This window comes from Vibrio sp. Y176 (genome assembly GCF_033438945.1).
In genome coordinates, this window is the sequence record NZ_JAWOQS010000004.1 from 207,045 (window position 1) to 233,339 (window position 26,295).

Annotated in this window: 22 protein-coding genes; 11 read left to right on the top strand and 11 right to left on the bottom strand. The window is 45.3% G+C overall.

Annotation, left to right across the window (positions count from 1 at the left end; all coding sequences use genetic code 11):
• The 6 genes from R7O13_RS12095 to R7O13_RS12120 all read right to left on the bottom strand — a co-directional run bounded on the left by R7O13_RS12095 (position 1) and on the right by R7O13_RS12120 (position 8,340).
• Positions 1-1,725 carry an acetolactate synthase 3 large subunit gene (locus tag R7O13_RS12095; RefSeq protein ID WP_005379695.1) on the bottom strand — a complete coding sequence of 575 codons (1,725 nt, stop codon included), beginning with the start codon at positions 1,723-1,725 and terminating at the stop codon, positions 1-3.
• Between the two features lie 449 nt (positions 1,726-2,174).
• A complete protein-coding gene (locus R7O13_RS12100; protein ID WP_033906039.1) occupies positions 2,175-3,983 on the bottom strand; it encodes an AMP-dependent synthetase/ligase in 1,809 nt (602 codons plus the stop codon).
• 293 nt (positions 3,984-4,276) lie between these two features.
• Positions 4,277-5,236 (bottom strand): LysR family transcriptional regulator CalR, encoded by a 960-nt coding sequence (calR, locus tag R7O13_RS12105; RefSeq protein ID WP_005379693.1) that lies wholly within the window; start codon positions 5,234-5,236, stop codon positions 4,277-4,279.
• A gap of 555 nt (positions 5,237-5,791) precedes the next feature.
• Complete coding sequence (locus R7O13_RS12110; protein ID WP_005379691.1) at positions 5,792-6,838, bottom strand: MJ1255/VC2487 family glycosyltransferase; 1,047 nt, start codon at positions 6,836-6,838, stop codon at positions 5,792-5,794.
• Between the two features lie 3 nt (positions 6,839-6,841).
• Positions 6,842-7,390 (bottom strand): phosphatase PAP2 family protein, encoded by a 549-nt coding sequence (locus R7O13_RS12115; RefSeq protein WP_033906038.1) that lies wholly within the window; start codon positions 7,388-7,390, stop codon positions 6,842-6,844.
• A 152-nt stretch (positions 7,391-7,542) separates the two neighbouring features.
• Entirely contained in the window at positions 7,543-8,340 is a 798-nt protein-coding gene (locus tag R7O13_RS12120; RefSeq protein ID WP_203345701.1) for an SH3 domain-containing protein, read from the bottom strand.
• A 519-nt stretch (positions 8,341-8,859) separates the two neighbouring features.
• Here R7O13_RS12120 and leuA point away from each other — a divergent pair.
• From leuA to R7O13_RS12145, 5 genes are all read left to right on the top strand, one after another.
• Positions 8,860-10,407 carry a 2-isopropylmalate synthase gene (leuA, locus tag R7O13_RS12125; protein ID WP_005379685.1) on the top strand — a complete coding sequence of 516 codons (1,548 nt, stop codon included), beginning with the start codon at positions 8,860-8,862 and terminating at the stop codon, positions 10,405-10,407.
• A gap of 82 nt (positions 10,408-10,489) precedes the next feature.
• Entirely contained in the window at positions 10,490-11,581 is a 1,092-nt protein-coding gene (gene leuB / locus R7O13_RS12130) for a 3-isopropylmalate dehydrogenase (RefSeq protein WP_115385710.1), read from the top strand.
• Between the two features lie 110 nt (positions 11,582-11,691).
• On the top strand, positions 11,692-13,092 hold the full coding sequence (gene leuC, locus R7O13_RS12135) for a 3-isopropylmalate dehydratase large subunit (RefSeq protein ID WP_318303935.1): 1,401 nt from the start codon (positions 11,692-11,694) through the stop codon (positions 13,090-13,092).
• A gap of 11 nt (positions 13,093-13,103) precedes the next feature.
• The gene (gene leuD / locus R7O13_RS12140) at positions 13,104-13,706 is read left to right on the top strand and encodes a 3-isopropylmalate dehydratase small subunit (RefSeq protein ID WP_318303937.1); all 603 of its coding nucleotides are present in this window, start codon (positions 13,104-13,106) and stop codon (positions 13,704-13,706) included.
• A gap of 335 nt (positions 13,707-14,041) precedes the next feature.
• The gene (locus R7O13_RS12145; protein WP_213960818.1) at positions 14,042-14,824 is read left to right on the top strand and encodes a DUF547 domain-containing protein; all 783 of its coding nucleotides are present in this window, start codon (positions 14,042-14,044) and stop codon (positions 14,822-14,824) included.
• A 138-nt stretch (positions 14,825-14,962) separates the two neighbouring features.
• On the opposite strand, the gene djlA is transcribed toward R7O13_RS12145, so the two are convergent.
• On the bottom strand, positions 14,963-15,817 hold the full coding sequence (djlA, locus tag R7O13_RS12150; RefSeq protein ID WP_005383076.1) for a co-chaperone DjlA: 855 nt from the start codon (positions 15,815-15,817) through the stop codon (positions 14,963-14,965).
• 266 nt (positions 15,818-16,083) lie between these two features.
• Between djlA and lptD the strand changes: the two genes are divergently transcribed.
• From lptD to apaH, 6 genes are all read left to right on the top strand, one after another.
• Positions 16,084-18,429, top strand: coding sequence for an LPS assembly protein LptD (gene lptD, locus R7O13_RS12155; RefSeq protein WP_213960817.1), 2,346 nt, complete (start codon positions 16,084-16,086; stop codon positions 18,427-18,429).
• Between the two features lie 59 nt (positions 18,430-18,488).
• On the top strand, positions 18,489-19,772 hold the full coding sequence (gene surA, locus R7O13_RS12160) for a peptidylprolyl isomerase SurA (RefSeq protein ID WP_005379672.1): 1,284 nt from the start codon (positions 18,489-18,491) through the stop codon (positions 19,770-19,772).
• Positions 19,762-20,760, top strand: a complete 999-nt coding sequence (pdxA, locus tag R7O13_RS12165; RefSeq protein ID WP_005383085.1) for a 4-hydroxythreonine-4-phosphate dehydrogenase PdxA — start codon at positions 19,762-19,764, stop codon at positions 20,758-20,760. The genes surA and pdxA overlap by 11 nt, the downstream gene beginning before the upstream one ends.
• A complete protein-coding gene (rsmA, locus tag R7O13_RS12170; protein WP_005379669.1) occupies positions 20,757-21,566 on the top strand; it encodes a 16S rRNA (adenine(1518)-N(6)/adenine(1519)-N(6))-dimethyltransferase RsmA in 810 nt (269 codons plus the stop codon). The genes pdxA and rsmA overlap by 4 nt, the downstream gene beginning before the upstream one ends.
• 75 nt (positions 21,567-21,641) lie before the next feature.
• The gene (gene apaG, locus R7O13_RS12175; protein ID WP_005379668.1) at positions 21,642-22,022 is read left to right on the top strand and encodes a Co2+/Mg2+ efflux protein ApaG; all 381 of its coding nucleotides are present in this window, start codon (positions 21,642-21,644) and stop codon (positions 22,020-22,022) included.
• 15 nt (positions 22,023-22,037) lie between these two features.
• Positions 22,038-22,844: a bis(5'-nucleosyl)-tetraphosphatase (symmetrical) ApaH gene (apaH, locus tag R7O13_RS12180; RefSeq protein ID WP_054728446.1), complete on the top strand. Its 807-nt coding sequence runs from the start codon at positions 22,038-22,040 to the stop codon at positions 22,842-22,844.
• A 257-nt stretch (positions 22,845-23,101) separates the two neighbouring features.
• Here the strand turns inward: apaH and folA are convergent, their stop codons facing one another.
• The 4 genes from folA to cgtA form a co-directional block, all read right to left on the bottom strand.
• Positions 23,102-23,581 carry a type 3 dihydrofolate reductase gene (gene folA, locus R7O13_RS12185; protein WP_086046508.1) on the bottom strand — a complete coding sequence of 160 codons (480 nt, stop codon included), beginning with the start codon at positions 23,579-23,581 and terminating at the stop codon, positions 23,102-23,104.
• Positions 23,582-23,590: 9 nt separating this feature from the next.
• Entirely contained in the window at positions 23,591-24,064 is a 474-nt protein-coding gene (locus R7O13_RS12190) for a threonine/serine exporter family protein (protein ID WP_005379665.1), read from the bottom strand.
• Entirely contained in the window at positions 24,064-24,864 is an 801-nt protein-coding gene (locus tag R7O13_RS12195) for a threonine/serine exporter family protein (RefSeq protein WP_005379664.1), read from the bottom strand. Before R7O13_RS12195 ends, R7O13_RS12190 begins: the two co-directional genes overlap by 1 nt.
• Before the next feature lie 196 nt (positions 24,865-25,060).
• Positions 25,061-26,236: an Obg family GTPase CgtA gene (gene cgtA, locus R7O13_RS12200; protein ID WP_005383091.1), complete on the bottom strand. Its 1,176-nt coding sequence runs from the start codon at positions 26,234-26,236 to the stop codon at positions 25,061-25,063.
• Between the last annotated feature and the right edge of the window lie 59 nt (positions 26,237-26,295).

A 26,295-nucleotide genomic window follows, 5' to 3' on the forward strand; every position in this document is an offset into this window, starting at 1 on the left:
TTAAGTTCTCTCCGTTTTGCTTAGCCACATTTTATCCATACCCTCACCTTTGATTTGCATCGGGTATACGTGTTCGGTTTCGTCTACGTTGATGTCCACAAACACCAGACGATCTTTCATATCCAACGCTTTTTGTAGCCCTTCTTCGAGCTGATCAGGCGTTTCGATACGAATACCGACGTGACCATAAGCTTCTGCAATCGCTGCAAAGTCAGGAACAGAACTCATGTAAGAATTAGAGTGACGACCTTGATAAATAATGTCTTGCCACTGTTTTACCATGCCTAAAAATCGGTTGTTCAGGTTGATGATCTTCACTGGAATGTCGTATTGCATGGCTGTCGACAATTCTTGAATATTCATCTGAATACTGCCGTCACCAGTCACAACCACGACCTCTTCTTGTGGCATGGCAAACTTCACGCCCATGCCAGCCGGAAGACCAAATCCCATGGTGCCAAGACCACCAGAGTTTATCCAACGGCGCGGCTTATTGAATGGGTAGTACAGCGCCGCAAACATCTGATGCTGGCCCACATCAGACGCCACATATGCGTCGCCATTAGTTAGCTTGTGCAGCGTTTCAATTACTTGCTGTGGCTTGATTCGTTCTGGAGACGTTTCATAAGACAAGCAGTTGCGGTCACGCCATACTTGAATGTCATCCCACCATGCGGTGATAGCATCTTGATCATTTCCACTACCTTGCTCTGCAAGCAGCCCGAGCATGGTTGTCAGCACTTTTTCCGCAGAACCTACGATCGGCAAATCCACTTTCACGTTTTTCGAGATCGATGACGGATCGATATCAATATGCATCACTTTTGCGTTTGGGCAGTACTTTTCAAGATTGTTGGTTGTACGGTCATCAAAACGCACACCGATACCAAAAATAAGATCCGCTTCATGCATTGCCATATTAGCTTCGTAAGTGCCGTGCATACCCAACATGCCCAGTGAGTTTTTATGTGTACCCGGGAATGCCCCCAAGCCCATCAAAGTACTCACTACTGGTAGGTTCAGTTTGTCGGAAAGCTCTAAAATATGTTCATGGGCGCCAGAAATCACCGCACCACCACCGATATAAAGCACTGGTTTTTTCGCTTCTAATAGCGATTTAAGCGCTTTTTTAATCTGGCCTTTATGGCCCGAAGTTGTCGGCTTGTAAGAGCGCATAGAAAGCGTTTCTGGATATTGATAAGGCAGTTTGATTTGCGGGTTCATTACATCTTTTGGCAAATCGATCACAACTGGACCAGGTCGACCTGTAGTCGCGATATAAAACGCTTTTTTGATTGTTTCAGGAATATCTTCCGCTTTTTTTACTAAAAAGCTGTGTTTGACCACTGGGCGGGAGACACCGACGATGTCACACTCTTGGAAAGCATCATTACCAATTAGGCTATTCGGTACGTTACCCGAGATAACGATCATTGGGATAGAGTCCATATACGCTGTTGCAATACCCGTAATGGTATTGGTCGCGCCCGGCCCCGAGCACACAAGTACGACACCCGGTTTACCGGTAGCTCGAGCGTAACCATCTGCCATATGAGTGGCGGCTTGCTCATGCCTTACAAGTACGTGTTTGATTTGATCGGTTTTGGCATGCAGTGCATCGTAGATATCCAAAACAGAGCCACCTGGGTAGCCAAAGATCTGCTCTACGTGCTCTTCTATCAGAGATTGAACCACCATCTCTGCGCCTGACAACATTGCTGTCATAATTGCTCTCCTTAGCCAGTTTCCTCACCGTAAGGTCAACGGATTGGTCTGGTTTTACATAGTCTAGGTCTTATTCGTAGCCTAATCGAAATACTTCCACGTTTTCGGCTATGTCTTGCGTTCGTCATAACATCCCGCAAGGTTACCCAACAAATGTAACGTTTTATTATCAAAGGGTCTAATGAGAGATTGGTCTACTTTTTAAACAAGATACTAGTAATTAGAATGTTAGTAGGAATAGCAGCCACACATCTCCTATTTCACAGTACAACCTAAAAAATTAACGCTTAAAAAAAGAACATTATTTCATAAGCTTTTAGCTATAGGGTGCGAAATAGCGTTATTTGACGAGCAAAGCAGAAAAAATCAATGCAAACAAAAATCCCCAGCAATGCGCGATCACATCACTGGGGATTTTTTCATCAATATAAAACCTAAGTCAGCTTAAGTTACTTTTTATCCGACTTTTCCTTATACATTTCTTCAATTTCATCTTGGTATTTGTCATTGATGACTTTACGACGAAGTTTTTGAGTTGGCGTTAACTCACCATCATCCATAGAGAAAGCTCTTGGTAACAATTTAAACTTCTTCACTTGTTCAAACTTTGCCAACTCTTTTTGAAGATCGTTCACACGCTTCTCAAGCATTTCGACCACCTGGTGGTGCTTAATCAACTCAACGCGATCGTGATATTTGATATTCAGCTCTTTCGCGTACTCTTCTAGCGAGTCATAACAAGGCACGATAAGCGCAGAAACAAACTTACGAGTATCCGCAATGACTGCGATTTGCTCGATGAAGTGGTCTTTACCAATCGCACCTTCAATCATTTGTGGAGCGATGTATTTACCACCTGAAGTTTTCATCAACTCTTTGATACGATCGGTGATGAACAAGTTGCCATTTTCATCAATGTAACCAGCGTCGCCCGTTTTTAGAAAACCGTGCTCATCAAAGGTCTTTTCCGTCTCTTCTGGCATTTTGTAATAGCCACGCATCACCATTGGACCACGAACCAGAATCTCGTTGTTTTCGCCGATCTTAACCTGTGCGCCAGGCATCGACATACCAATAGAGTCGGGGTTAAAACATTTATCATCCCAACACGATACTGTCGCCGTGGTTTCAGTCATGCCGTAGCCCAACTTAACGTTGATACCAATCGCATGGAAGAATCGACCGATGGTTTCATCCAGCTTTGCACCACCACAAGGCATAAAGTTGATTTGCCCGCCAAGTAGCGCACGCAGTTTGCTCAGAACCAACTTATCCGCCAAAGCGTATGACTTACGCAGCAAGAGCGATGGCTGACGTTTTTCTTGATGACAAGCGGCCATTTTTGCGCCCATGTTGACTGCCCAAGTAAACATGATCTTACGATGAATCGGCGCGCGAGACACTTTCTCGTGAATCGCAGAGAAGATCTTCTCATAGAAACGCGGTACGGCACACATCACGGTAGGTCGCACCTGGCTCAGTGCATCACGTACTTGCATGGTGTCTTGCAAATAGCAGTTGGTCGCCCCTTTGTACAATACATAAAAGGTCCAAGCGCGCTCAAATACGTGTGACAACGGAAGGAAACATAATGACACGTCACTTTGAGAAAGGCTCAAGCGCTGATCGTGCCCTTCCAATTGCGCCGCAATGTTTGCGTAGTCCAACATAACGCCTTTTGGCTGGCCTGTTGTACCCGAGGTGTAGATGAGCGTGAGTAGATCATCTTCTTTTGCCTGATCTAAACGCGCATCCAATTCAACTTGATATGTAGTGTCGCCTTTGGCAACAAATGCTTGCCAAGAGATAACGAAATCATGATCGCCAAGTTCTATATCATCAGACATCGCAACAATGAGCTCTAACTGTTCGCACTGGTCAAAAATGCTCACTGCTGCATCAAATTGAGGCTGTTCACCAACAAACAGAACTTTGACGTCTGCATTGTTGATGATGTACGCCGACTGAGCGGCAGTATTGGTTGGGTAAATAGGTACTGTCACGCTGCGTAATTGCAGTGCTGCGATATCAGCAATCGTCCATTGCGGCATGTTGTTCGAGAAAATGCCGATCTTATCTTGGACTCCTAATCCCTGAGCCAAAAGTGCAAGTGATAAAGCATCAACTTGCTGACCAAATTGCGTCCACGTAATACCTTGCCACTCCTCACCCACTTTATGCTTGAGTGCAACGCGTGTACCACCGTTCGCAATTTGTTCACGAATACGTTTAACGATATGAAAATCTAACTTGGCCATTCTTTTACTTACCTTTTGGCTTACAGGCGTAAGCTAATTGAGCGAACAAGTGTACTCACGGCTTGCTAAAACGCAACTGACCAGTATCAAACTTATCACTAATAAGAGACAACTATCACTTATACGTCGCGAACGTACCTCAAATTGCTGAATGATTACTCTATTTAACTTACTGTTTCGATTGTTGATTACGAAAACAAAAAGCCCCGAGAGACAAAAATCGCTCGGGGACCAATGAATTGTAAAAATTGATGATTACCAATATGGTCTAATCGAGAAGACCAAACGTCATCTTATTTTGCGGCAACGACTTCACCACAAGTGATCATCAGTTGATCGCGTAGCCAAATGTGGCCTTTATCTTTTTCACTTGATTCATGCCAGCTTAAGAATCCGCTGATTTCTTTGTTCGCAAATGGGAAATCAAGAATTTGCAGTTGATCGCTGTTTACCGCATTTTCCGCCATCCAACGTGGTGCAATAGTCACAAGCTCAGATTGACCCACCACGTATAGTAGGTTGCTTAAACTAGAACCTTCATACGCCGCTTGGCAATCCAGTTCACGGTACGCTTGCTCTGAGAAACTACGTTGGCCATGCACTTTCGATAACTTCGCATGCTTTTCGTTAAGCAGTTGCTCAGCCGTCACACCACCTTGAATGCGTGGGTGTGTTTTTGATGCGATAACCACTAATTCATCTTTGAAGATTTCAGTGCTTGAGAAACCTTGCTCATCAAAACGAGCGTAGTCGATCACGAAATCAATTTCTTGGTAGCGCATACGCTCAGACAACAAACGGTCAAATTCTGCATCTAGGTGAAGCTGAACGTTTGGTGCTTGTTGATTCACTTTTGCCATGATCTTCGGAGCAAAACGCATGTCACAAGGGCTGCAAATCGCAAGCTTGAATAAGCGAGTCGAAGATTCTGGTTGGAATACAGAGCTAGGAAGTTCATTGCGAATCAGCTGTAGTGCTTGGCGAATAGGGCCAAACAGTTGACGTGCTCGTTGCGTAGGCTGAATACCACGACCTTGGCGCATGAATAGCTCGTCGTTAAACATCACTTTTAAGCGTGCCACGGCGTTACTTACCGCCGGTTGAGACATGCCTAGGTTATGTGCTGCACGAGTAATATTTTGCTCTTGCATTACAGCATCAAATACAGTCAGTAGGTTTAAATCTACACCACGCAAAGTGCTTTCCATACGGTAGCTAGCAATTGCGCTCATCGCGTCTTTCTTCTCTAACATTGAGTGCGCCTCTTTTGTAATCGTCAACTTTGTTCATTAAATTCATAACGAATAGAATCCCATCTCGCACAAAAGACGGCGGCTGGATTCGAATCATTTTACGAATAGATAACCTAACTTTTTATTATATTTATCGTCCGGATACTTCCGGCTCGAACTGTACTATCAACTAATCGATTGCGGTTTCGCAACTAGATTGATATTTAATCAGTAAATTTTAGCCAATTAGGTATTTATTCGTTAAATAACAAAAGCTTGATAAAAACATAAAAAACTATAAAACACGTAAAAATGCATTCTTTGAGGACGTATTTAGCAAATTGATAGGACAGGCGGTTAACACAAGCATGCATTTAGCTCGGTTATTGGTTGGGATAGGAACAACATATAGCAGCTATATCTCTGATTGAATTTTGCACTTATCAGTCAAATTATCAGCAAATACACACTGAATAGAAATGAGAGAGGAAGAATAAAAATGCAGCCTTCCAAACAGAAAGGCTGCAACAAAATCGTGTCAAAAATGGAAGGAACAATGTACTTAGAACAACGTACTTAAATGTTCGACACGTAACTTGGAAAATCAACCTGCTCCCACAGCTGTCTGGATAACTCTGCTTTTGAATCCCATGCACCTTGCAGTACCCAATGAACAATAGCCTGAGCAACATCTGGGTATTTCACACTTTCGGCTTGTTGCTCCTTTAGCCACTGGCGTACTGCGGAAATGTCTAAGCTCTCCATCGACATCGCAAGCCCTAAATCTTCTAAGGTAGCAACATTGCTCTGCTGCTCGAATTGACCCGCGAGTGGCTTTAGTAACAATTTTTTCCCCAAAGACAAGGCTTCTGAAGGAAGCTCAAACCCACCATTAGCAATGACACCACTACAGCGATGCAAATGATGCTGGAAGTTGCTGTGGCATAAAGGGCGCAGTTCTATGTTTTCTACCTGCTCACATTCGATCACATCCGGGTGATAACAGATAAACGCTTGTTGATTAAAGTGGAACAATAAGTCCGAGATATCTTCAATCGATTCGAACGGTAGATACACCAACACGAAGTCGTCGTTTTCTGCTTGGCTATCGACGGTATGCACTATCGGTGGTAACAAAGGTTGATCAAAATGATGCCAATGCAAACCAAGGTGATGTTGAGAAGGCGCAAAGTATTCAATGACGGATTTATCTAACCAACTTGCTCCCTTTAGTGGCACTGGATAACGGAAAGCATTTTGGTGGCTGATACCAATAGAAGGCTTATTTTGTTGTCTCGCTGCCCACGCAGTCACAGGTTCGAAATCATTAATGATAAGATCGTAGGACGACAGATCGAGTTGCTTAACTTCTTTGAAAAACTGCACCAAATTGTTATTCAATGCTGTTTTCGCGTAGTTTACAGAGCCTTTTTCGGTAATAAAGGTGAAGCCTCGGCGAGTCTGGTAATCGCCAAATGCTTCCATTGAAAAGTATTTTTCCGGCGCTCGCCCAGAAAACAAAAAGTCGACCTCAACATCGTGCTCTTTAAACGCATGACTCATCGCCCTTGCGCGTGCAATATGTCCGTTTCCTGTCCCTTGAACACCGTACAAGATTTTCATCAATTAGCCTCCTAACATCGCAATCGCTAATCCACCACAAAGACTGCCAAGCAGTGCACCAATGATGACATCGGTAAAAAAGTGCACACCCAATAAGATTCGCGCGGTTCCAATTAAACTTGCCCAAAAGAATGCAGCAACGCCTAGGCTCGGATAGAAATGGTCAATCAGCGTCGCCATGACAAACGCAGCGGCAGTGTGTCCTGAAGGAAGACTGTAGCGATCAGAGGGGGTAATAAAAGCAGGAAGGAGTGCATTAAGCTCTTCAGGGCGACGACGCTTAAAACTATTTTTCAGCGTCCAATAAATTGGTAGCTCGATAGCAAAAGCAAGTAAACCCGCCAGTAAAAACCAGACTCCTTGCTCCTTATCTAAATACCAAGCTAATAACCCCAACACCAAGTAAAGATGCCCGTCACCACTGTGGGAAACTCCTTTACTGATATTGGCGACTTGTTGATTAAAACGGTGCTTAAGACAAACACTAGAGAGCGCTAAATCAAACTTAGCAATGGTTGCAATTGGCTGTGTAATTGTCTCTATGGTTCGCATGTGACCTTTCCTTACTTTGACAACGCCTTTGTGTGAAAAGTAGGAGGTTTAGGTGACAACAGCATGACGGGAGTTTGGACAATTAATGACAAAGGCCAAATTAAGGTGCGCCCAACAATTTATCTATTGGGCATAACCATAAAAATAGAACATTAAGAAGGGTTTGATAGTTGCGGTTGAGGGGTGTCTATATACCAGACTTTTCTCTTCTTGCGGCAGGCGCGCAAAGAGCCCGTCGTCATGTCGCCATCTTTTGTAAGCTCATAGCTCAGTGAGCGGCAAGTATAGTTTCCCGACAGTTCATGCTCTATACTCGTTTGCTCCGTTTTACTCGAGTTAGGCTCTAGTAGAGGGTTAGGCTGAGTAGATAAAATGTCACGATTTATCACATTGCTGCGCGCATAATCCTTATGGACATAACCTTTTATCACTCCTTTCTGTTCAACGAGAAACCAAGGTTGATCAACCACTTTTGCTAGCACATTAAAGACTTCCCCTTTCGATAATACGCCAAGCTTTGCCCCTTCAAGACTCGGTTTGGAGCGTAGGTTTAATGTGGTCTTAGAGCGGTAAGAGACATCCATAAACTCTACTGGGTTTGAGGTATCGACACCTTCAGTGGTTGGTCGGAAAACTTCCGCTTGCTGTTTCTCACTAGGCTGGACACGGATCTTCCACCAAGAATACGTTTCCGGATCTTTACCTTTAAACTTATTTCGGCTGTCAGACTCAAGGGCAACAAGCATCTGATTCAAGAACGATTCGCGTCCTTCATAACTCAAAAATCGGTCCATTTGATCATTGATGACCATGACGCTCTGTGAGTGATCATTCATAACAACGGGGGAAGCCACTTCCACATAGGTCTGCGATTGAAACAGCTGACAACCCGACAAGCTGACCAGAGTAAATACTATGGCTGAACGTCCAAATTGTTTTGTTAACCTCATTCTTTCCCTAACCCTTATATTTCTTTTACCTAGTGCAACTGCACTACTATAAATGGTCATTCAAAACTTTTGCCAAACAATTCGAACCTTTGTGTGACAAGTCGCAATCCCGATGCTTGTTTTGGTAATGAAACGTCGCAAACTTGATGAGAACTTACTTCTTCTAGCACGTTTCTATCGCATCATGTCGTTTCACTTAGTGCATCATTTTTTTCAAGCAAACGAAAAGACTCATCCGATATGAATAAAAAATCGACTTTAGGGTTGACGCGCTTCATGGAGTGCGGTACTAATTTGTTAACTTAATTATGTGGAAAGCTTAACAACTATGTCAGCTCATTTTTCTATCCTGCTTAGCCTCCTCCTGATCGTGACCAGTTCGCGCGGGTAGGCTGTGGAAGAAAAATAACCACACCAATTTCTAAGAACCCGCATGAGAATGCGGGTTTTTTTATATCTAAATACTGGAAGTAAACGATTCACTTGCGCGAAAGTGCAGAAATCAGGAAGGAAGCAAACATGAACGATCAGGTCATTATATTCGACACCACATTGCGTGATGGCGAGCAAGCGTTGTCAGCAAGCTTGACGGTTAAAGAAAAACTGCAGATTGCCTATGCGCTGGAAAGACTCGGCGTTGATGTTATCGAAGCTGGCTTCCCAATCTCTTCACCAGGTGATTTCGAGTCTGTACAAACCATCGCAAAAAACATAAAAAACAGTCGAGTTTGTGCCCTTTCGCGTGCCGTTGCGAAAGACATTGATGCTGCCGCTGAAGCCTTAAAAGTGGCCGACCAATTCCGTATCCACACATTTTTAGCCACTTCCACCATTCACGTAGAAGACAAACTACGCCGCAGCTACGACGATGTACTAGAAATGGCAGTCAACGCCGTTAAACATGCACGTAACTACACTGATGATGTCGAGTTTTCTTGTGAAGATGCTGGTCGTACTCCAATCGACAACCTATGTCGCATGGTAGAAGCCGCCATCAATGCAGGTGCGAGTACAATCAACATTCCAGATACCGTTGGCTACACCGTACCAAGTGAGTTTGGTGGGATTATTGAAACCCTATTTAACCGCGTTCCGAACATTGATAAAGCGATCATCTCCGTTCACTGTCACGACGATTTGGGGATGTCAGTTGCCAACTCTATTGCCGCCGTTCAAGCTGGCGCACGTCAGATAGAAGGCACGATCAATGGCATTGGAGAGCGAGCGGGTAACTGTTCACTTGAAGAGATCGCAATGATCATCAAGACGCGTCAAGAGTTTTTGGGCGTTCACACTGGCATTAAGCATGATGAAATTCACCGCACCAGTAAGTTGGTTAGCCAGCTATGCAATATGCCTATTCAAAGCAACAAAGCAATTGTGGGTGCAAATGCGTTTAGCCACTCTTCAGGCATCCACCAAGATGGCATGTTGAAGAATAAGAATACCTACGAAATCATGACCCCTGAGTCTATTGGCCTAAAAAACCAAGCTCTGAACCTAACCAGCCGCAGCGGTCGCGCTGCCGTGAAGAGCCATATGGACACCATGGGTTACAACGAAGACGAGTACAACCTAGACGCACTGTATGCGGATTTCTTGAAACTTGCTGACCGCAAAGGCCAAGTGTTCGATTACGACCTAGAAGCCCTAATGCACTTCTCGAACTTGCGTGAAGAAGATGACTTCTACAAATTGAGCTACCTAAGCGTGCAGTCTGGCAGCGTAATGGCTACCACCAGCATCAAAATGCAATGCGGTGATGAAGAAATGTGTGAAGCAGCGGTCGGTAATGGCCCAGTTGATGCGCTGTACCAATGTATCTACCGCGTGACAGGCTACGACATCGTTCTGGATAAATTCGACCTAACCGCGAAAGGTGAAGGTGAAGATGGTTTGGGTCAAGCAGACATCATTGCCAACTACAAAGGTCGCAAATACCACGGTACGGGTGTTTCCACCGACATCGTTGAGGCTTCCGGCCAAGCATTATTGCACGTTATTAACAGCATTCATCGTGCAGATAAAATCGAAGAAATGAAGCAGAAAAAGATTGCGACTGTGTAATAACAACCGGGCTACACGGCTCAGGAAAGAACACGCTCGTTGAAATAATTAAGCTCAAAATTAGAAAACTTAAAGGATTAACATGACAGACAAATCGTACAAAATTGCCGTCCTACCCGGTGACGGCATTGGCCCGGAAGTAATGGCGCAGGCACATAAAGTATTGGATGCAATCGAAAAGAAACATGGTATTGCGTTTGAGCGTGACGAGCATGATGTCGGTGGTATCGCGATCGACAATCACGGTTGCCCACTTCCAGAGAGCACAATAAAAGCATGTGAAGAGTCTGATGCAGTCCTATTCGGCTCAGTTGGCGGCCCTAAGTGGGAACACTTACCACCAAACGACCAACCTGAGCGCGGTGCCCTACTGCCGCTACGTAAACACTTCCAACTGTTCTGTAACCTACGCCCAGCGCAAATCCACTCAGGTCTTGAAGCTTTCTCACCACTACGCGCAGACATCTCCGGTCGTGGTTTTGATATCGTTGTTGTCCGTGAACTGACGGGCGGCATCTACTTCGGCCAACCAAAAGGTCGTGAAGGTGAAGGCCCAACAGAGAAAGCGTTCGATACTGAGGTGTACCACCGTTACGAAATCGAACGTATTGCAAAAATCGCTTTTGAGTCTGCTCGCCTACGTCGTAAGAAAGTGTGCTCTATCGACAAAGCGAACGTTCTACAAAGCTCTATCCTATGGCGTGAAGTAGTCGAAGAAATCGCAAAAGACTACCCAGATGTCGAGCTATCACACATGTACATTGATAACGCGACTATGCAGCTTATCAAAGACCCAGCTCAGTTCGACGTAATGCTATGTTCAAACATCTTCGGCGACATCATTTCTGATGAGTGCGCGATGATCACTGGCTCTATGGGCATGTTGCCATCAGCAAGCCTAAACGAAAGCAAATTCGGTCTGTACGAGCCAGCAGGCGGCAGTGCTCCAGATATCGCAGGTAAGAACATCGCTAACCCAGTGGCACAAATCCTATCAGCTGCACTGATGCTGCGTTATAGCCTAGGTGAAGAAACTGCGGCACAAGACATCGAAACAGCCGTTTCAAAAGCACTATCAGCGGGTGAGCTAACGGGTGACCTTGCTGGTGACAACCCAGCACTTTCGACGTCTGAGATGGGCGATAAGATCGCTGAGTACATCTTAAACTCTTAATACAGAACAGATTCATAATAAATACTAAATCCTCTATCCACCAATGACTTACCTCTAAGTCATTGGTGCTAAAACAAAGCAACAAGGATAACGAGGAAAGGAAGCAAACAATGGGCAAAACATTATACGAAAAAGTCTACGACGCACACGTTGCCGTCGCAGCAGAAGGGGAAAACCCAATCTTGTACATCGACCGTCACTTGGTACATGAAGTGACGTCTCCGCAAGCATTTGACGGCTTGCGTGAAAAAGGTCGCAAAGTGCGTCAGGTCAGCAAAACTTTTGCCACCATGGACCACAACGTCTCCACAACAACCAAAGACATCAACGCATCCGGTGAGATGGCACGTATCCAGATGGAAACGCTATCGAAAAACTGTGAAGAATTTGGCGTTACGCTTTACGACATCAACCATAAATACCAAGGTATTGTGCACGTTATGGGCCCAGAGCTTGGTATTACCCTACCAGGCATGACCATTGTTTGTGGTGACTCGCACACTGCTACACACGGTGCGTTCGGCTCTCTCGCTTTTGGTATTGGTACATCAGAAGTTGAGCACGTATTAGCAACTCAAACGCTAAAACAAGCGCGCGCTAAAACGATGAGGATCGAAGTAAAAGGCAAAGTGGCTCCGGGTATCACGGCTAAAGATATCGTGCTAGCCATCATCGGTGAAACCACAGCTGCTGGCGGTACAGGTTACGTGGTTGAATTCTGTGGTGAAGCGATCACTGACCTTTCAATGGAAGGCCGCATGACCGTATGTAACATGGCGATTGAGCTAGGAGCGAAAGCCGGTTTGATTGCACCAGATGAAACCACGTTCGAATACATCAAAGGCCGTAAATTCTCACCTCAAGGTGCAGATTTTGATGCAGCAGTAGAGTACTGGAAGACATTAAAAACGGACGATGATGCTCAGTTTGATGCAGTCGTGACACTCAACGCAGCAGACATTAAACCACAAGTCACTTGGGGCACTAACCCAGGCCAAGTGATCGCGGTAGATCAACCTATCCCAGCACCAGAAAGCTTTGCCGACCCAGTAGAAAAAGCATCGGCAGAAAAAGCATTGGCTTACATGGGCCTAGAGGCAGGCAAGTCATTATCTAACTACAACGTCGATAAAGTCTTCGTTGGTTCTTGTACTAACTCACGTATCGAAGACATGCGCGCAGCCGCTGAAGTAGCGAAAGGTCGCAAAGTCGCGCCTCACGTTCAAGCGCTAATCGTTCCTGGCTCTGAGCAAGTAAAAGCGCAAGCAGAAGCGGAAGGCTTGGACGTTATCTTTAAAGAAGCGGGCTTTGAGTGGCGCCTACCAGGTTGCTCGATGTGTCTAGCAATGAACAATGACCGTTTGGGTCCACATGAACGTTGTGCGTCTACTTCAAACCGTAACTTTGAAGGCCGCCAAGGTCGTGATGGCCGTACCCACCTAGTGAGCCCTGCGATGGCAGCGGCAGCAGCAATTGCTGGTCACTTTGTAGATATTCGTGAACTAGACTAAGGAGCAAACCAATGTCAGGCTTTAAACAACACACAGGCTTAGTTGTTCCTCTAGATGCAGCGAACGTTGATACTGATGCCATCATTCCAAAGCAGTTCCTACAAAAGGTCTCTCGCCTAGGCTTCGGTAAGCACCTATTCCATGACTGGCGCTTCCTAGACGATGCTGGCGAACAACCGAACCCAGAGTTCGTGATGAACGCACCTCGCTACCAAGGCGCTTCTATCTTGCTGGCTCGTGAAAACTTCGGCTGTGGCTCATCTCGTGAGCACGCACCGTGGGCACTAGCGGATTACGGCATCAAAGCGATGATCGCACCAAGCTTTGCCGATATTTTTTACGGCAACTCGATCAACAACCAAATGGTGCCAGTTCGTTTGACTGAACAAGAAGTGGATGAAATCTTCCAGTTTGTTGAGGCAAATGAAAGTGCAGAAGTCGAGGTCGACCTAGAAGCGAATGTCGTTCGTGCCAACGGCAAAGAGTACAGCTTTGAAATCGATTCGTTCCGTCGTCATTGCTTGCTAAACGGTTTGGACAACATTGGTCTAACCCTTCAGCACGAAGATAAGATTGCCGAGTACGAAGCGAATATTCCAAGCTTCTTGCGTTAAGACGCGTTAGTAAATACACAAATCAAGGGCTGGCAATTGTCGGCCCTTTTAATGTTTTGGGTAACCGTTCTCATATCGCTTTGCTTACAGAATACCGAACGCCTCTGTTGAAATTCGTCATCCTGAACAGCGACGAAGGAGTGTAATTCAGGATCTACTGCCAGAGCGCACTGTGCAGATTCATACTGTCTTTACTCAAGAGTTTGTGGGTATTAGGTTCCTGATATCGCTTATGCTCCTCGGAATGACGGCGAATAAAGGCCACTGATTACTGAAAGAAAACAAGCACTAAACTGGTCTACACTATCAACAATATCTCATTCAAAGGTATCTCTATGAAGCGTCTGTTATTGCTGTTGTGTACTCTGGTTTCTTTCTCGACATTTTCCGCTCCAAAATCCGACTTATGGCCATATTGGAAACAATCGAATCAAGCCAACCAAACCCAAATTTCTCATCAAGAATGGCAACAACTACTCGATACTTATTTAGTTGAACAAGGCGAGAATACCTTGTTTCGTTACAGCCAAGTCTCCTCTGTCGATAAAACCAAGCTGAAACAATACATCCAGCGTTTGGCAAAACTAGACCCTCTACAATACAGCCAAGCAGAGCAATATGCCTATTGGGTAAACCTTTACAACGCCATCACGGTAGATCTTATTTTGGATAACTATCCAGTCGAATCAATCACCAAGCTAGGTGGCTTATTTAGCTTTGGTCCTTGGGGAGACGATGTGGTCGTAGTCAACGGGAAGGATCTAACTTTAAACGATATTGAACATCGCATTTTACGTCCAATTTGGAATGACCCGAGAACACATTACGCGGTTAACTGTGCCAGCTTGGGATGCCCTAATCTGCAGTCTCAAGCATTCACTGCTGACAACACGCAAGTTCTACTGGATAGTGCCGCCAAAACATTTATTAACAGCAGCAAAGGCGTATCTATCCAAGGTAACACGGCACAGCTGTCTTCTATTTATGATTGGTTTGCAACGGACTTTGGTGGAGAAAAACAAGTCTTCAACCACATCGCAAAGTACGCACCGCAATACAAAAATTTCTCTGGTAAAGTGAAATACGAATACGATTGGGACTTGAATCAAGCCAACTAAACTGGAGAGATTTGAGGTCAATTAGCGTTAGGATCATGATAGGCCAAAAGCTAAAGACACCGGCAACTCAAAAACTAAGACATAAAAAAGGGCACTGAGTGCCCTTTTTAAATCCAATACTTGATAGAAAACGTCCGACTACTTGAAGCCTTTGACTTTCTTAATCAGATCGTAAGCGTTTTGAATCTCTTGAGATTTCTCTTTCGCGACGTTCATCATCTCTGGTGGTAAACCTTTAGCCATCAATTTGTCCGGGTGATGCTCGTTCATCAGTTTACGATAAGCACGCTTAACGGTTTTACTGTCGGCATCTGAAGACACATCCAGAATTTTGTACGCGTCGGCCAACTGATCCGCTTGTGAAGCTTGTTGCCAGCTACCACCAGAAGATTGGCCTTGATGCTGACCATGAAAACCACCCTGGCTTTGGAAACGGAATGCGGCTTCTTGCATTTGCAAGCGACGCTCTAGCTGCTCAGAAGAGAAACCCAAACCACGTGCTATTTTGTGTAACACATTTCGTTCACTAGGATGAATCGAGCCATCTGCAAAGGCCGCCGAGATTTGCAGCTCTAAGAAAAATTGCAACAAGTCAAAGCGACCAGCTGTCGAAATTTTCACACGAACAAGAACATCTTCTAACGGAAAGTCGCTGTCTTTACCTTCACGAAACGCGTCTTGCGCTGCGCGACGCTGTTCGCCATGCAAATTCATGCGGTCCATCATGGCAGAAGCCAGTTGGATTTCCTCTTTGGTGACTTGGCCTTTCGCTTTTGCCACATGTCCCATTACCGCAAACGCCGCTTTAAAAAACTCTTCTTGGCGCTGAGCTTGACTTGGCCCTTTTCCAAAGCCGCCAGTAGAGAACCCGGCTTGACTCAAGCGACGTGCTTTATCGAATTGATGGCCAATAAATAAGCCAAAGAGTAAACCTAGCGGCCCGCCAAGTAACAAGCCAAAAAAGGCACCCAGAATTTTGCCAAAAATATGCATTATGTGTTCTCTATCAATGAATTTTTATCGACGACGGCGGTCTTATAGTGCCGGATGCAACGATTTCCTTTATGATAATGGAATTAGTTTTATTTCGGCTAGGCCATTTCGCCTGCTTATCTTTGCAGCTATTTTGTCGTCATTATGCCACAGTGAATCAATACGCTGGGATAAATGCGACTATAGTTGATTCATTTGGCTATTACGCTAGGGTACAACAAGCCCTATAGCCATCGAGTAGTAGTGACACAGGAAAGTTCAATTCAATGCAACATTTCTCCCGCACATTTTTAGCGGCCTCTATCAGCACCGCCTTGTTTGTACCCACCACTCAAGCTGAAGCGAATATCCATGATAGTGTGCAGGAAATGCCCGCCACAGATCAATGTTTGGTCGATACAAGTGGCGAGGAGGACGCTCTTAATACCCCAGTAGTGGTAGAAGCTGACACCCTGCAAGCCATCAATGGTGACAAAGCTCAGTACTCAGGTAATGTACAAGTCACCCAAGGCCAGAAGAAAATTACCGCAGATAGCGTAACGCTGCACCAACAAGACAACGTCGTGGTTGCCGAAGGCAACGTGACTTTCAATGACGGCCAAGTCAAAGCTCGATCTGATCGTGTTACTAACGACATTAATCAAGATACGTTTTCACTTGAGAACACCGATTATCAGTTCCTTTGCCAACAAGGCCGAGGCACTGCAACCTATATCGCTCGCACAGGTCAGTCGGTTTATGAACTCGAAGATGGCTCTATCACATCGTGCCCTCAAGGCGATAATTCATGGCGATTGGTTGCGTCAGGCATCGATGTTGACCAAGATGAAGAGACAGCGACGCTGCACCATCCTCGATTTGAAGTGTTAGATGTGCCTGTTTTCTATGTGCCGTATCTAACCATGCCAATTGGAGATACGCGTAAAACGGGTTTCCTCTTCCCTTCTTTATCGTACGGTTCTAGTGATGGTATGGAAGTCGAGGTGCCATTCTATTGGAACATCGCGCCTCAATATGACATGACACTCACCACGCTCTATATGCAGCAACGTGGTACAAAACTCGATACTGACTTCCGCTACCTAACAGATGGTTGGGGAAATGGAGAAATCAAAGGCGAATACCTCAATAGTGATCGCAAATACCAGGACGAGTCTCGTTGGGGCTACCAAGTTAAACACGACGGTATCATCAATAAACAGTGGATAGTCAAAGTCGATTACTCAAAAGTGAGTGATATTGATTACTTCCTCGATCTCGACTCCGACATTGGTAACCGTGAAGATGGTCAACTGGTTCAAGAAGGACAAGTACAATACCGTTCTGACTTCTGGGATGCCTCGTTAACCGTTCGTGACTTCCAAATCTTATTGAAAGAAGAGAACCGCCCTTATCGCCTGCTTCCTCAGTTAGACTTGAACTACTACACGCCGTTGTGGGGAGACTACCTTAACTTTGACGTGAAGAGCCAAGTGAGCCGCTTCGATACCAGCGATGCTGCGCGACCAAATGCGACCCGTGTTCACATTGAACCAGGGCTTACATTACCACTCTCAAACTCATGGGCAACGTGGACAACAGAAGCGCGTGTGCTCTCTACGTATTACTCTCAAGACTTAACGGGTTTGACTGATGTAAACTTGCAAAACCAGTTGGATGATGAAGTTTCTCGTGTTATTCCTGAGTTCCGTACGCATGCGCAACTTTACTTAGAGCGAGATACAAGCTGGATCAAGGGCTACACACAAACACTGGAGCCTCAGCTGCAGTACTTGTACGTACCTGAAGAAGATCAAACCAACATCTACAACTACGATACCACCTTGCTACAAACCGACTACTACGGGCTATTCCGCAGTCGTAAGTACAGTGGCATTGATAAAATCGCCTCGGCAAACCAGTTAAGCTACGGTGCGAGTACTCGCTTCTTTGATGATGACTATAAAGAGCGTCTTAACGTTTCATTTGGTCAGATTTACTACTTCGATAAAAAGACCAAACTGAGCAACAGCCCAAATCTTCCAGATGAGACCACCAATTACTCATCATGGGCGATTGAAGCTGATTTCAACTACAACGATTACTTGTTCTATCACGGTGGAATTCAATACGATATTGATTTGAGCTCCATGCAGTTGGCAAACAGTACCTTGGAATACCAATTCAACGGCGGCTTTATTCAGGGTAACTATCGCTACGTTACGCGTGAATACATCGAAGATACGATCATTCTCGAAAACCTAGACACAATTACTCGTAAAGGTATTTCTCAAGCAGGTATTGTAGCGGCCTACGAGTTCAACCCGAACTGGTCTGCGAGTGGTCAATACTACTACGACCTCAATGAAAATGCGGACCTAGAATGGTTAGCGAGCCTACGTTACCAATCTGACTGTTGGTACATTGGCGTCACTTACTCAAACCAATTGCTTGGTTGGGAAGACCAAGCTATCGGCAGCACCGGGGCATCACCAGAATACGAAAATAACTTCAGCGTTAACTTCGGTATTCAAGGCTTTGCGACCAACCAGCGTGAAGACACTGCTGTCAAAGAACTGGATGGTTCTGACAACGCAATTAAGTACGGCCGCCCATTCTATCTGAACAATTAATCAAAATAGGCGTCTTAAATGAATAAGACGCCTATTCAAAAATACTGACGGAATTTTAAATGAAAATTTGGAAATCAATCTTATTCACGACCCTACTCTCTTGCGGAGCGGTTGCAGCACCAGTAGAGATCGATAAGGTTGCGGTCATCGTGAACGACGGTGTAGTTCTACAAAGCGACATCGAAACAGCGATGAAAACGCTGCAAGCCAACGCACGTCAAAGTGGAAAGAGCTTACCTTCTACCAGCGTGTTAAAAGAACAAGTCGTTGAAAAACTTATCATTGATACGTTGCAAGGCCAAGAAGCAGACCGTATTGGTGTGCGTATTGACGACAACCGTTTAAACCAAGCGATTGCAGAGATCGCACGTAATAATGAGCAATCGGTAGAACAACTCGCTGCTTCTGTAGAAAGTGAAGGTTTAAGTTACCCAGAATTCCGCGAACAAATTCGTAAGGAAATCGCCGCATCAGAAGCCCGCAATGCACTGGTTCGTCGCCGTATTAATATCCTTCCAGCAGAGGTCGATAGCCTTGCGGAACAACTATCACAAGAAACCAATGCGACTGTTCAATACAAAATTGGACACATTCAACTGCGCTTCTCTGACGATAAAGAAAAATCTGCTGTAGAAGCAGAAGCTAAAGCGCTCGCGAAAAAGCTAAACGAAGGTGCAGACTTTACGGAGATGGCCTACACCTACTCAAAAGGTCCTAAAGCTTTACAAGGTGGTGACTGGGGCTGGATGCGTAAAGAAGAGATGCCGACCATCTTTGCTGATCAGATCAAGATGCAAAACAAAGGCAGCATTATTGGTCCTTTCCGTAGTGGCGTTGGTTTCCACATCCTAAAAATAGAGGATGTCAAAGGCCTAGAAACGGTTGCGGTAACGGAAGTAAATGCGCGTCATATCTTGATTAAACCAACCGTGATTCTGAGCGACGAAGGGGCGAAGAAGCAACTGAATGAATTTGTACGCCGCATCAAAGCCGGTGAAGCAACGTTCGCTCAATTGGCAACACAATACAGTCAAGATCCTGGCTCGGCAGCACAAGACGGTGAACTAGGTTATCAAACACCAGATCTTTACGTGCCAGAATTCAAGCACCAAGTAGAAACTCTGCCAGTTGGCTCAATCAGCGAACCGTTCAAAACCGTTCACGGCTGGCATATCGTTGAAGTGTTGGATCGTCGCCAAGTGGACCGTACTGACTCAGCGATGAAGAACAAAGCTTACCGTATTCTATTTAACCGTAAATTTAATGAAGAAGCGGGCGCATGGATGCAAGAGCTACGCGCAAGTGCGTTTGTTGAAATCGTGGATGACAACAATGACAACTAATACAATTCGTAGAATTGTCGTAACCGCAGGGGAACCTGCGGGTATCGGCCCAGACTTAGTGCTTGCCCTATCGAAAGAAGATTGGGCGCACCAAATTGTCGTCTGTGCCGATAAGAATATGCTGACGGAGCGAGCCAAGCAGCTTGGCATCGAAGTCCAACTGTCTGATTACAATCCAGAAGAAGCACCTAAAGCACAAAAAGCGGGCACGCTTATCGTTGACCATATCCAAATATCGGAACCTGCGGTCGCAGGCGAGCTCAATGAAGCGAATGGCCACTATGTACTAAAAACGCTAGAAAGAGCGGCTTTAGGCTGTATGAATGATGAATTTGATGCTATTGTCACCGGCCCTGTTCATAAGGGGGTGATTAATCGCGCAGGTGTTGCATTCAGTGGTCATACTGAATTTTTCGCCGAGAAGTCACAAACGCCGCTAGTCGTAATGATGCTAGCAACGGAAGGACTACGCGTGGCGCTGGTTACAACACATATTCCTTTAGCTTATGTGTCCAAAGCTGTCACCGAAGAGCGATTAGAAAAAATCATCGATATTCTTCATAAAGACCTTGTAGAAAAGTTTGCTATCGCACAACCAAACATCTACGTTTGCGGGCTTAACCCTCATGCTGGCGAAGATGGCTGCTTAGGTCGTGAAGAGATCGAAACCATCACTCCGACACTGGAAAAAATTCGACAAGAAAAAGGTATCAACCTGATCGGCCCTCTGCCGGCTGATACCATTTTCAATGAAAAATATTTAAATGATGCTGATGCTGTTTTAGGCATGTACCATGATCAAGTGTTGCCAGTATTAAAATACAAAGGCTTTGGTCGTTCAGTAAACATTACTCTTGGTCTACCTTTTATTAGAACATCGGTGGACCACGGTACTGCATTAGATCTGGCAGGGACAGGTCAAGCGGATACAGGGAGTTTCCGAACAGCGCTCACGCATGCGATAGATTTGGTAGAGAAGAAACAATGAGAAATGATGTCCATTTAGGACACAAAGCGCGTAAACGTTTTGGTCAAAACTTCCTGAACGATCCATACATTATTGATGGAATCGTATCAGCGATTAACCCAAAACCAGGTCAAAACCTGGTTGAAATCGGTCCTGGTCTTGGTGCAATCACTGAGCCAGTAGGTCGTGAAGTAGATAAGTTCACAGTTATCGAATTAGACCGCGATCTGGCGGAACGCCTACGTACTCACCCTGAACTGGCAGATAAGTTGACCATCCATGAGGGTGACGCTATGCGTTTTGACTTCACTCAACTAGTGAAGCCAAACAACAAGCTGCGCATTTTTGGTAACTTGCCGTACAACATTTCTACACCATTGATGTTCCACCTTTTCGAGTTCCATAAAGACATTCAAGACATGCACTTTATGTTGCAAAAAGAAGTGGTAAACCGCTTAGCCGCCGGCCCTGGCAGCAAAGCTTACGGCCGTTTAACGGTAATGGCTCAGTACTACTGTAAAGTGGTACCGGTACTGGAAGTACCGCCAACGGCATTCGTTCCACCACCGAAAGTGGATTCTGCCGTTGTTCGTTTAGTGCCTTACGAAGAGCTGCCATGCCCGGCGAAAGATCTGCGTTTGCTCGATCGCGTTTGTCGTGAAGGCTTTAACCAACGTCGTAAAACAGTTCGTAACTGCTACAAATCGTTGTTAAGCACAGAAGTACTAGAAGAGCTAGGTGTTAATCCAAGCATGCGTCCAGAGAACCTGACGCTAGAACAATTCGTCGCAATGGCGAACTGGCTTGCGGATAACCCGCAGCACTAAGAACTCAAACAATGAGCCAAACCCTTGTAGGTTTGGCTTATTATTATTGGGATATTACGTTTCTGAGGAGTGCACATGGACGTCATTCAACCTTGCATCAAAATTCAAGTTCACACCAAATACATCGAAGAACAGTCCAACCCAGAGCTACAACGCTACGTTTTCGCTTATATCATCACCATCAAAAACCTTAGCCAACAAACCGTACAGTTAGTGAGCCGCCGCTGGCTAATCACAGACTCGAATGGCAAGCAAATGACGGTTGAAGGTGACGGAGTGGTAGGCCAGCAGCCCTTTATTCCAAGCAATGATGAATACACGTACAGTAGCGGGACCGCGTTAGAAACCCCTGTCGGCGTTATGCAAGGACACTACAAAATGCTGGATGAGAAAGGGCAGGAGTTCATCACCGAAATTGAACCATTTCGCTTGGCTGTTCCAAATGTTTTAAATTAGTAAATTGGAGATTCAGTGGCTACCTATATTGTTGGTGACATCCAAGGCTGTTTTGATGAATTGCAGCGACTACTAGAAAAAGTATCTTTCTCTGCGAAAAAAGACCAACTTTGGCTTGCTGGTGATTTGGTCGCCAGAGGGCCTAAATCACTAGAAACGTTACGCTTTGTGAAGTCACTTGGCGCAAACGCAATCGTGGTGCTTGGTAATCACGACCTTCACCTTCTCGCAGTGGCTCACGGGATAAAAAAGGTCAAAGACAAAGATAAAACCGCACCTATTTTCACGGCCCCTGACAAAGAGGAACTACTGACATGGCTAGCTCAGCAACCTCTATTGACCGAGCATGACGAGTTCGTGATGTGTCACGCTGGCATATCACCGCAATGGAATCTAAAAACAGCGAGAAAGTGTGCCCGTGAAGTTGAGCGCATCATCCAAAGTGAAGAGCTGCCTTGGCTATTAAAAAACATGTACAGCAATCAACCTGATTCCTGGGATGACTCTCTACAGGGTTTGGACCGATACCGTTATATTATCAATGCTTTTACGCGGATGCGCTTTTGTTTCCCTGATGGTCGTTTGGATATGGATTGTAAATTGCCACCGCAACAAGTTTCCGGTAACGAACTTATTCCATGGTTTGATGTGCCTAAACGTATCCACTTAAACAAAGCGGTGCTCTTTGGGCACTGGGCTGCACTACAAGGCTATATGAACAACGAAGTCATCGGGCTAGATACTGGCTGCGTTTGGGGAGGAAGCCTGACCATGATCCGTTGGGAAGATAAGAAAATTTTTACTCAGGATGCGTTAAGTTAAACACTGAATAACAGTCGATAATCCATAGTAGGAAGAATACCTGTCACTTAACACCTCCTGTAGGGTCATTCCAACGAGCCTTAACGAGACTAGGAATCTAATATCCTCGCGCTGCGAATAGATAGAAATACCTTTGACAACAAAGTACTCGTATAGAGGCTCCTGAATCTCGCTCTTTCGTCGCTTTTCAGGATGACGGTAGGTTGGGATGGCCGCTCGCTGCTATACGAACGGCATTACCCCGTTTTAATCTCGAATTACTTCTCTAACACCGTAAAACGCATGTTGTAGGCGTTCTTCTCATCGGCTTGATACATTTCTGAGTAAGTTTCCTTAAACTCGTCTCCCCAATCTGGGAACTGAGTATCACCATCAATGGCCGCTTCAATGTGTGTTACATACAGTTTATTGGCCATAGGCAGACAAGTGGTGTAAATCGCACCACCACCAATGATCATCACTTCTTCCACATCACCAGCCACGTCCAAAGCTTGCTCAATCGATGTTACGGTAGTGACGCCTTCGATCTTTAGTGTCTCATCACGGCTAATAACAATATTCAAGCGACCTGGTAAAGGGCGACCAATAGACTCATAGGTTTTGCGTCCCATCACAACCGGTTTTCCCATGGTACAACGCTTAAACCAAGCGAAATCGGCGGGAAGATGCCAAGGCATTTGATTGTCTTTGCCAATGATGCGATTGTCGGCCATCGCGGCAATCATACTAATGATCATGTTAGGTCCTTATACAATTGGTCTGCGGCGATAGAATAACAGCCCTGGAACCGCAAGACCAACAGCTAAACCTGCAATAATAAACATGGCCTTAAGAAAGTTTTCCATACAGGTTGCGACAAGCTCGGGTGAGTAGCCAACATGATTGATCTCTACCATAGCGATCATTGCTTTGTACGCAAACACACCCGGCACCATCGGGATCAAAGCAGCCACAGTAAACACTTTTGGATGCGCGAGAAAACGGTGAGACCAGTACACACCAATCATCCCAACTAACGTCGCAGCAAAAAAGGTTGCCCACTCAATAGGAATGCCAAACTGCATCATCAAGTAGCGGCTACCATGACCAATCGCGCCACCAACAGCGCAATAAACTAAAGCTCTTTGTGGTACGTTAAAAACCAATGCAAATCCTACGGCGGGAATCGCCGCAAAAAACATGTCATTCAAAAGGCCAAACATCAAATCAAATAAACTCATTAGATAGCCCACCCCCAAATTCCAGTTACACTCATCGCAGCAACGATCCCCAAACATGTCGCCAACGTTAGTAAACTAGCCATCACAAATCGAGCAATCCCCATATTAATGTGGCCTTTCAACATATCTGCGACAGAGTTAATGAGTGGGAAACCAGGTACAAGCATTAATACCGACGATGCCATTGCTACGGTAGGTAGATTACCGATTTGGTAAATTTCCGCCTGTGCTGAAATTAAGGTAGTCACAAAAGCGGTCGCAGCAAAGTTCAATAGAGGGTTGAAATGACGATGACCAATTTCTTGGCGAACGATCATGCCACCAGCTGAAGCTAAAAAGGTCATGATGAAGACTCCCCAATCACCACCAGCTAGATGACTGAATGCCGCACAAGACAAGCCAATCATAAACACCACCAACCAGCGGTTATAACGCTCTGGACTGATAGCGTTCAGCTTTTTCTGCGCCATGGTTGAATCGAGCAAACCACGTTCCATCATGATACAGATTCGTTGAATTTGCGTAATAACGCGCATATTGATGCCACGATCAGCGCAGCTTCGGGTGGTGGTGATGCAATGCCCATCCATTACCGTCGTCACAACCAATGCATTAGCTGATAGTGCTACCGCAACTTCATTCACCCCACAAGCAAGGCCAATACGACGCATAATATCGCTCACAAGAGTACTTTCAGCACCATGAGCAAGTAGCATTTGTCCGGCTTGGGCGACAAGACGAGAAATCGATCGTTGAGTAGATACCGCCAACTCTCTAGGCGGTATGGTTTCTAGAGTCATAAATAAGTCTAATTCCTTTTAGGGTGTTACTCATTCATACGCGCGAGGGCCAAACTAACCCTCAAAAAAACACGACGTATCAGTTATTGTGCCGTAAATCACATCACCTAAATATGATTTAGATACAAAAAAAGCCGCAATAGATAATTGCGGCTTAATGAATTATAGGCAAACAGGCATTGCTTGACCGTTCTGATTAGTCACGAACGTAGACAACGTGACCGTCATCTTCTTCATCGTCCCAGTCATCCCAATCGTCGTCGTCATCTTCAGTGATAACGTCTTTACCCGCCATCGCATCTTTATGGTAATCATCCCACATGAAGTTAACTTTATCTTCTTCAGCCACTTCTTCCTCTTCGCGAGGTAGGTTATCCATAAAGTCAGCCAGTTTGTAACAAAGCTCTTTAGTACCGTTACGATTGATCGCCGAGATCTTAAAGTACTCGTCTTCCCAACCTAGTGCGTCTAAGATTTCTTGGATCTTCTCATTCGCTTCTTCTTCAGGCATTAGATCAACTTTGTTGAACACTAACCAGCGCGGCTTACTTGCCAGTTTTTCGCTGTATTGTTCTAATTCATCAATGATCGTCAATGCATTTTGCACCGGATCGGACTGATCAATTGGCATAATATCGATCATGTGCAGCAACACTCGACAACGCTCTAAGTGCTTCAAGAATCGAATACCAAGGCCAGCGCCATCTGCTGCACCCTCGATCAAACCAGGGATGTCTGCAACAACAAAACTTTTCTCTGGTACGACACTTACGACACCCAAGCTTGGGATCAAAGTCGTGAATGGGTAATCAGCGACTTTCGGTTTTGCTGCTGATACTGCGCGGATAAAGGTTGATTTACCAGCATTAGGTAGACCAAGCATACCCACATCAGCAAGAAGCAATAGCTCAAGGCGAATTTCGCGTACTTCACCCTTTGTACCCAATGTTCTCTGACGAGGCGCGCGGTTTACTGAAGATTTGAAACGCGTGTTACCTAGACCGTGCCAACCGCCTTTTGCGATCATCACTTTCTTACCGTGTTCAGCAACTTCCGCCACGATTTCATTTGTGTGGATATCCACAGCGCGCGTACCCACAGGTACACGAAGAACGATGTCTTTACCACGCTTACCTGTACAGTTACCACCGCGACCGTTTTCACCACGCTCAGCTTCGTAGAAGCGCTGGAAACGGTAATCAATCAGGGTATTTAGGTTTTCATCGGCTTGGATATAAACATCACCACCGTCACCGCCATCACCGCCATCAGGGCCACCTTTAGTGATGAATTTTTCACGCCAGAAACTGACAACGCCACTACCGCCATCACCAGCCTGAACTTTTACTACCGCTTCATCTACGAACTTCATCTTTTACTCCGACTACTTCGTGCGTGGATTAAATCTTACTATGTCATCCGACAATTTTA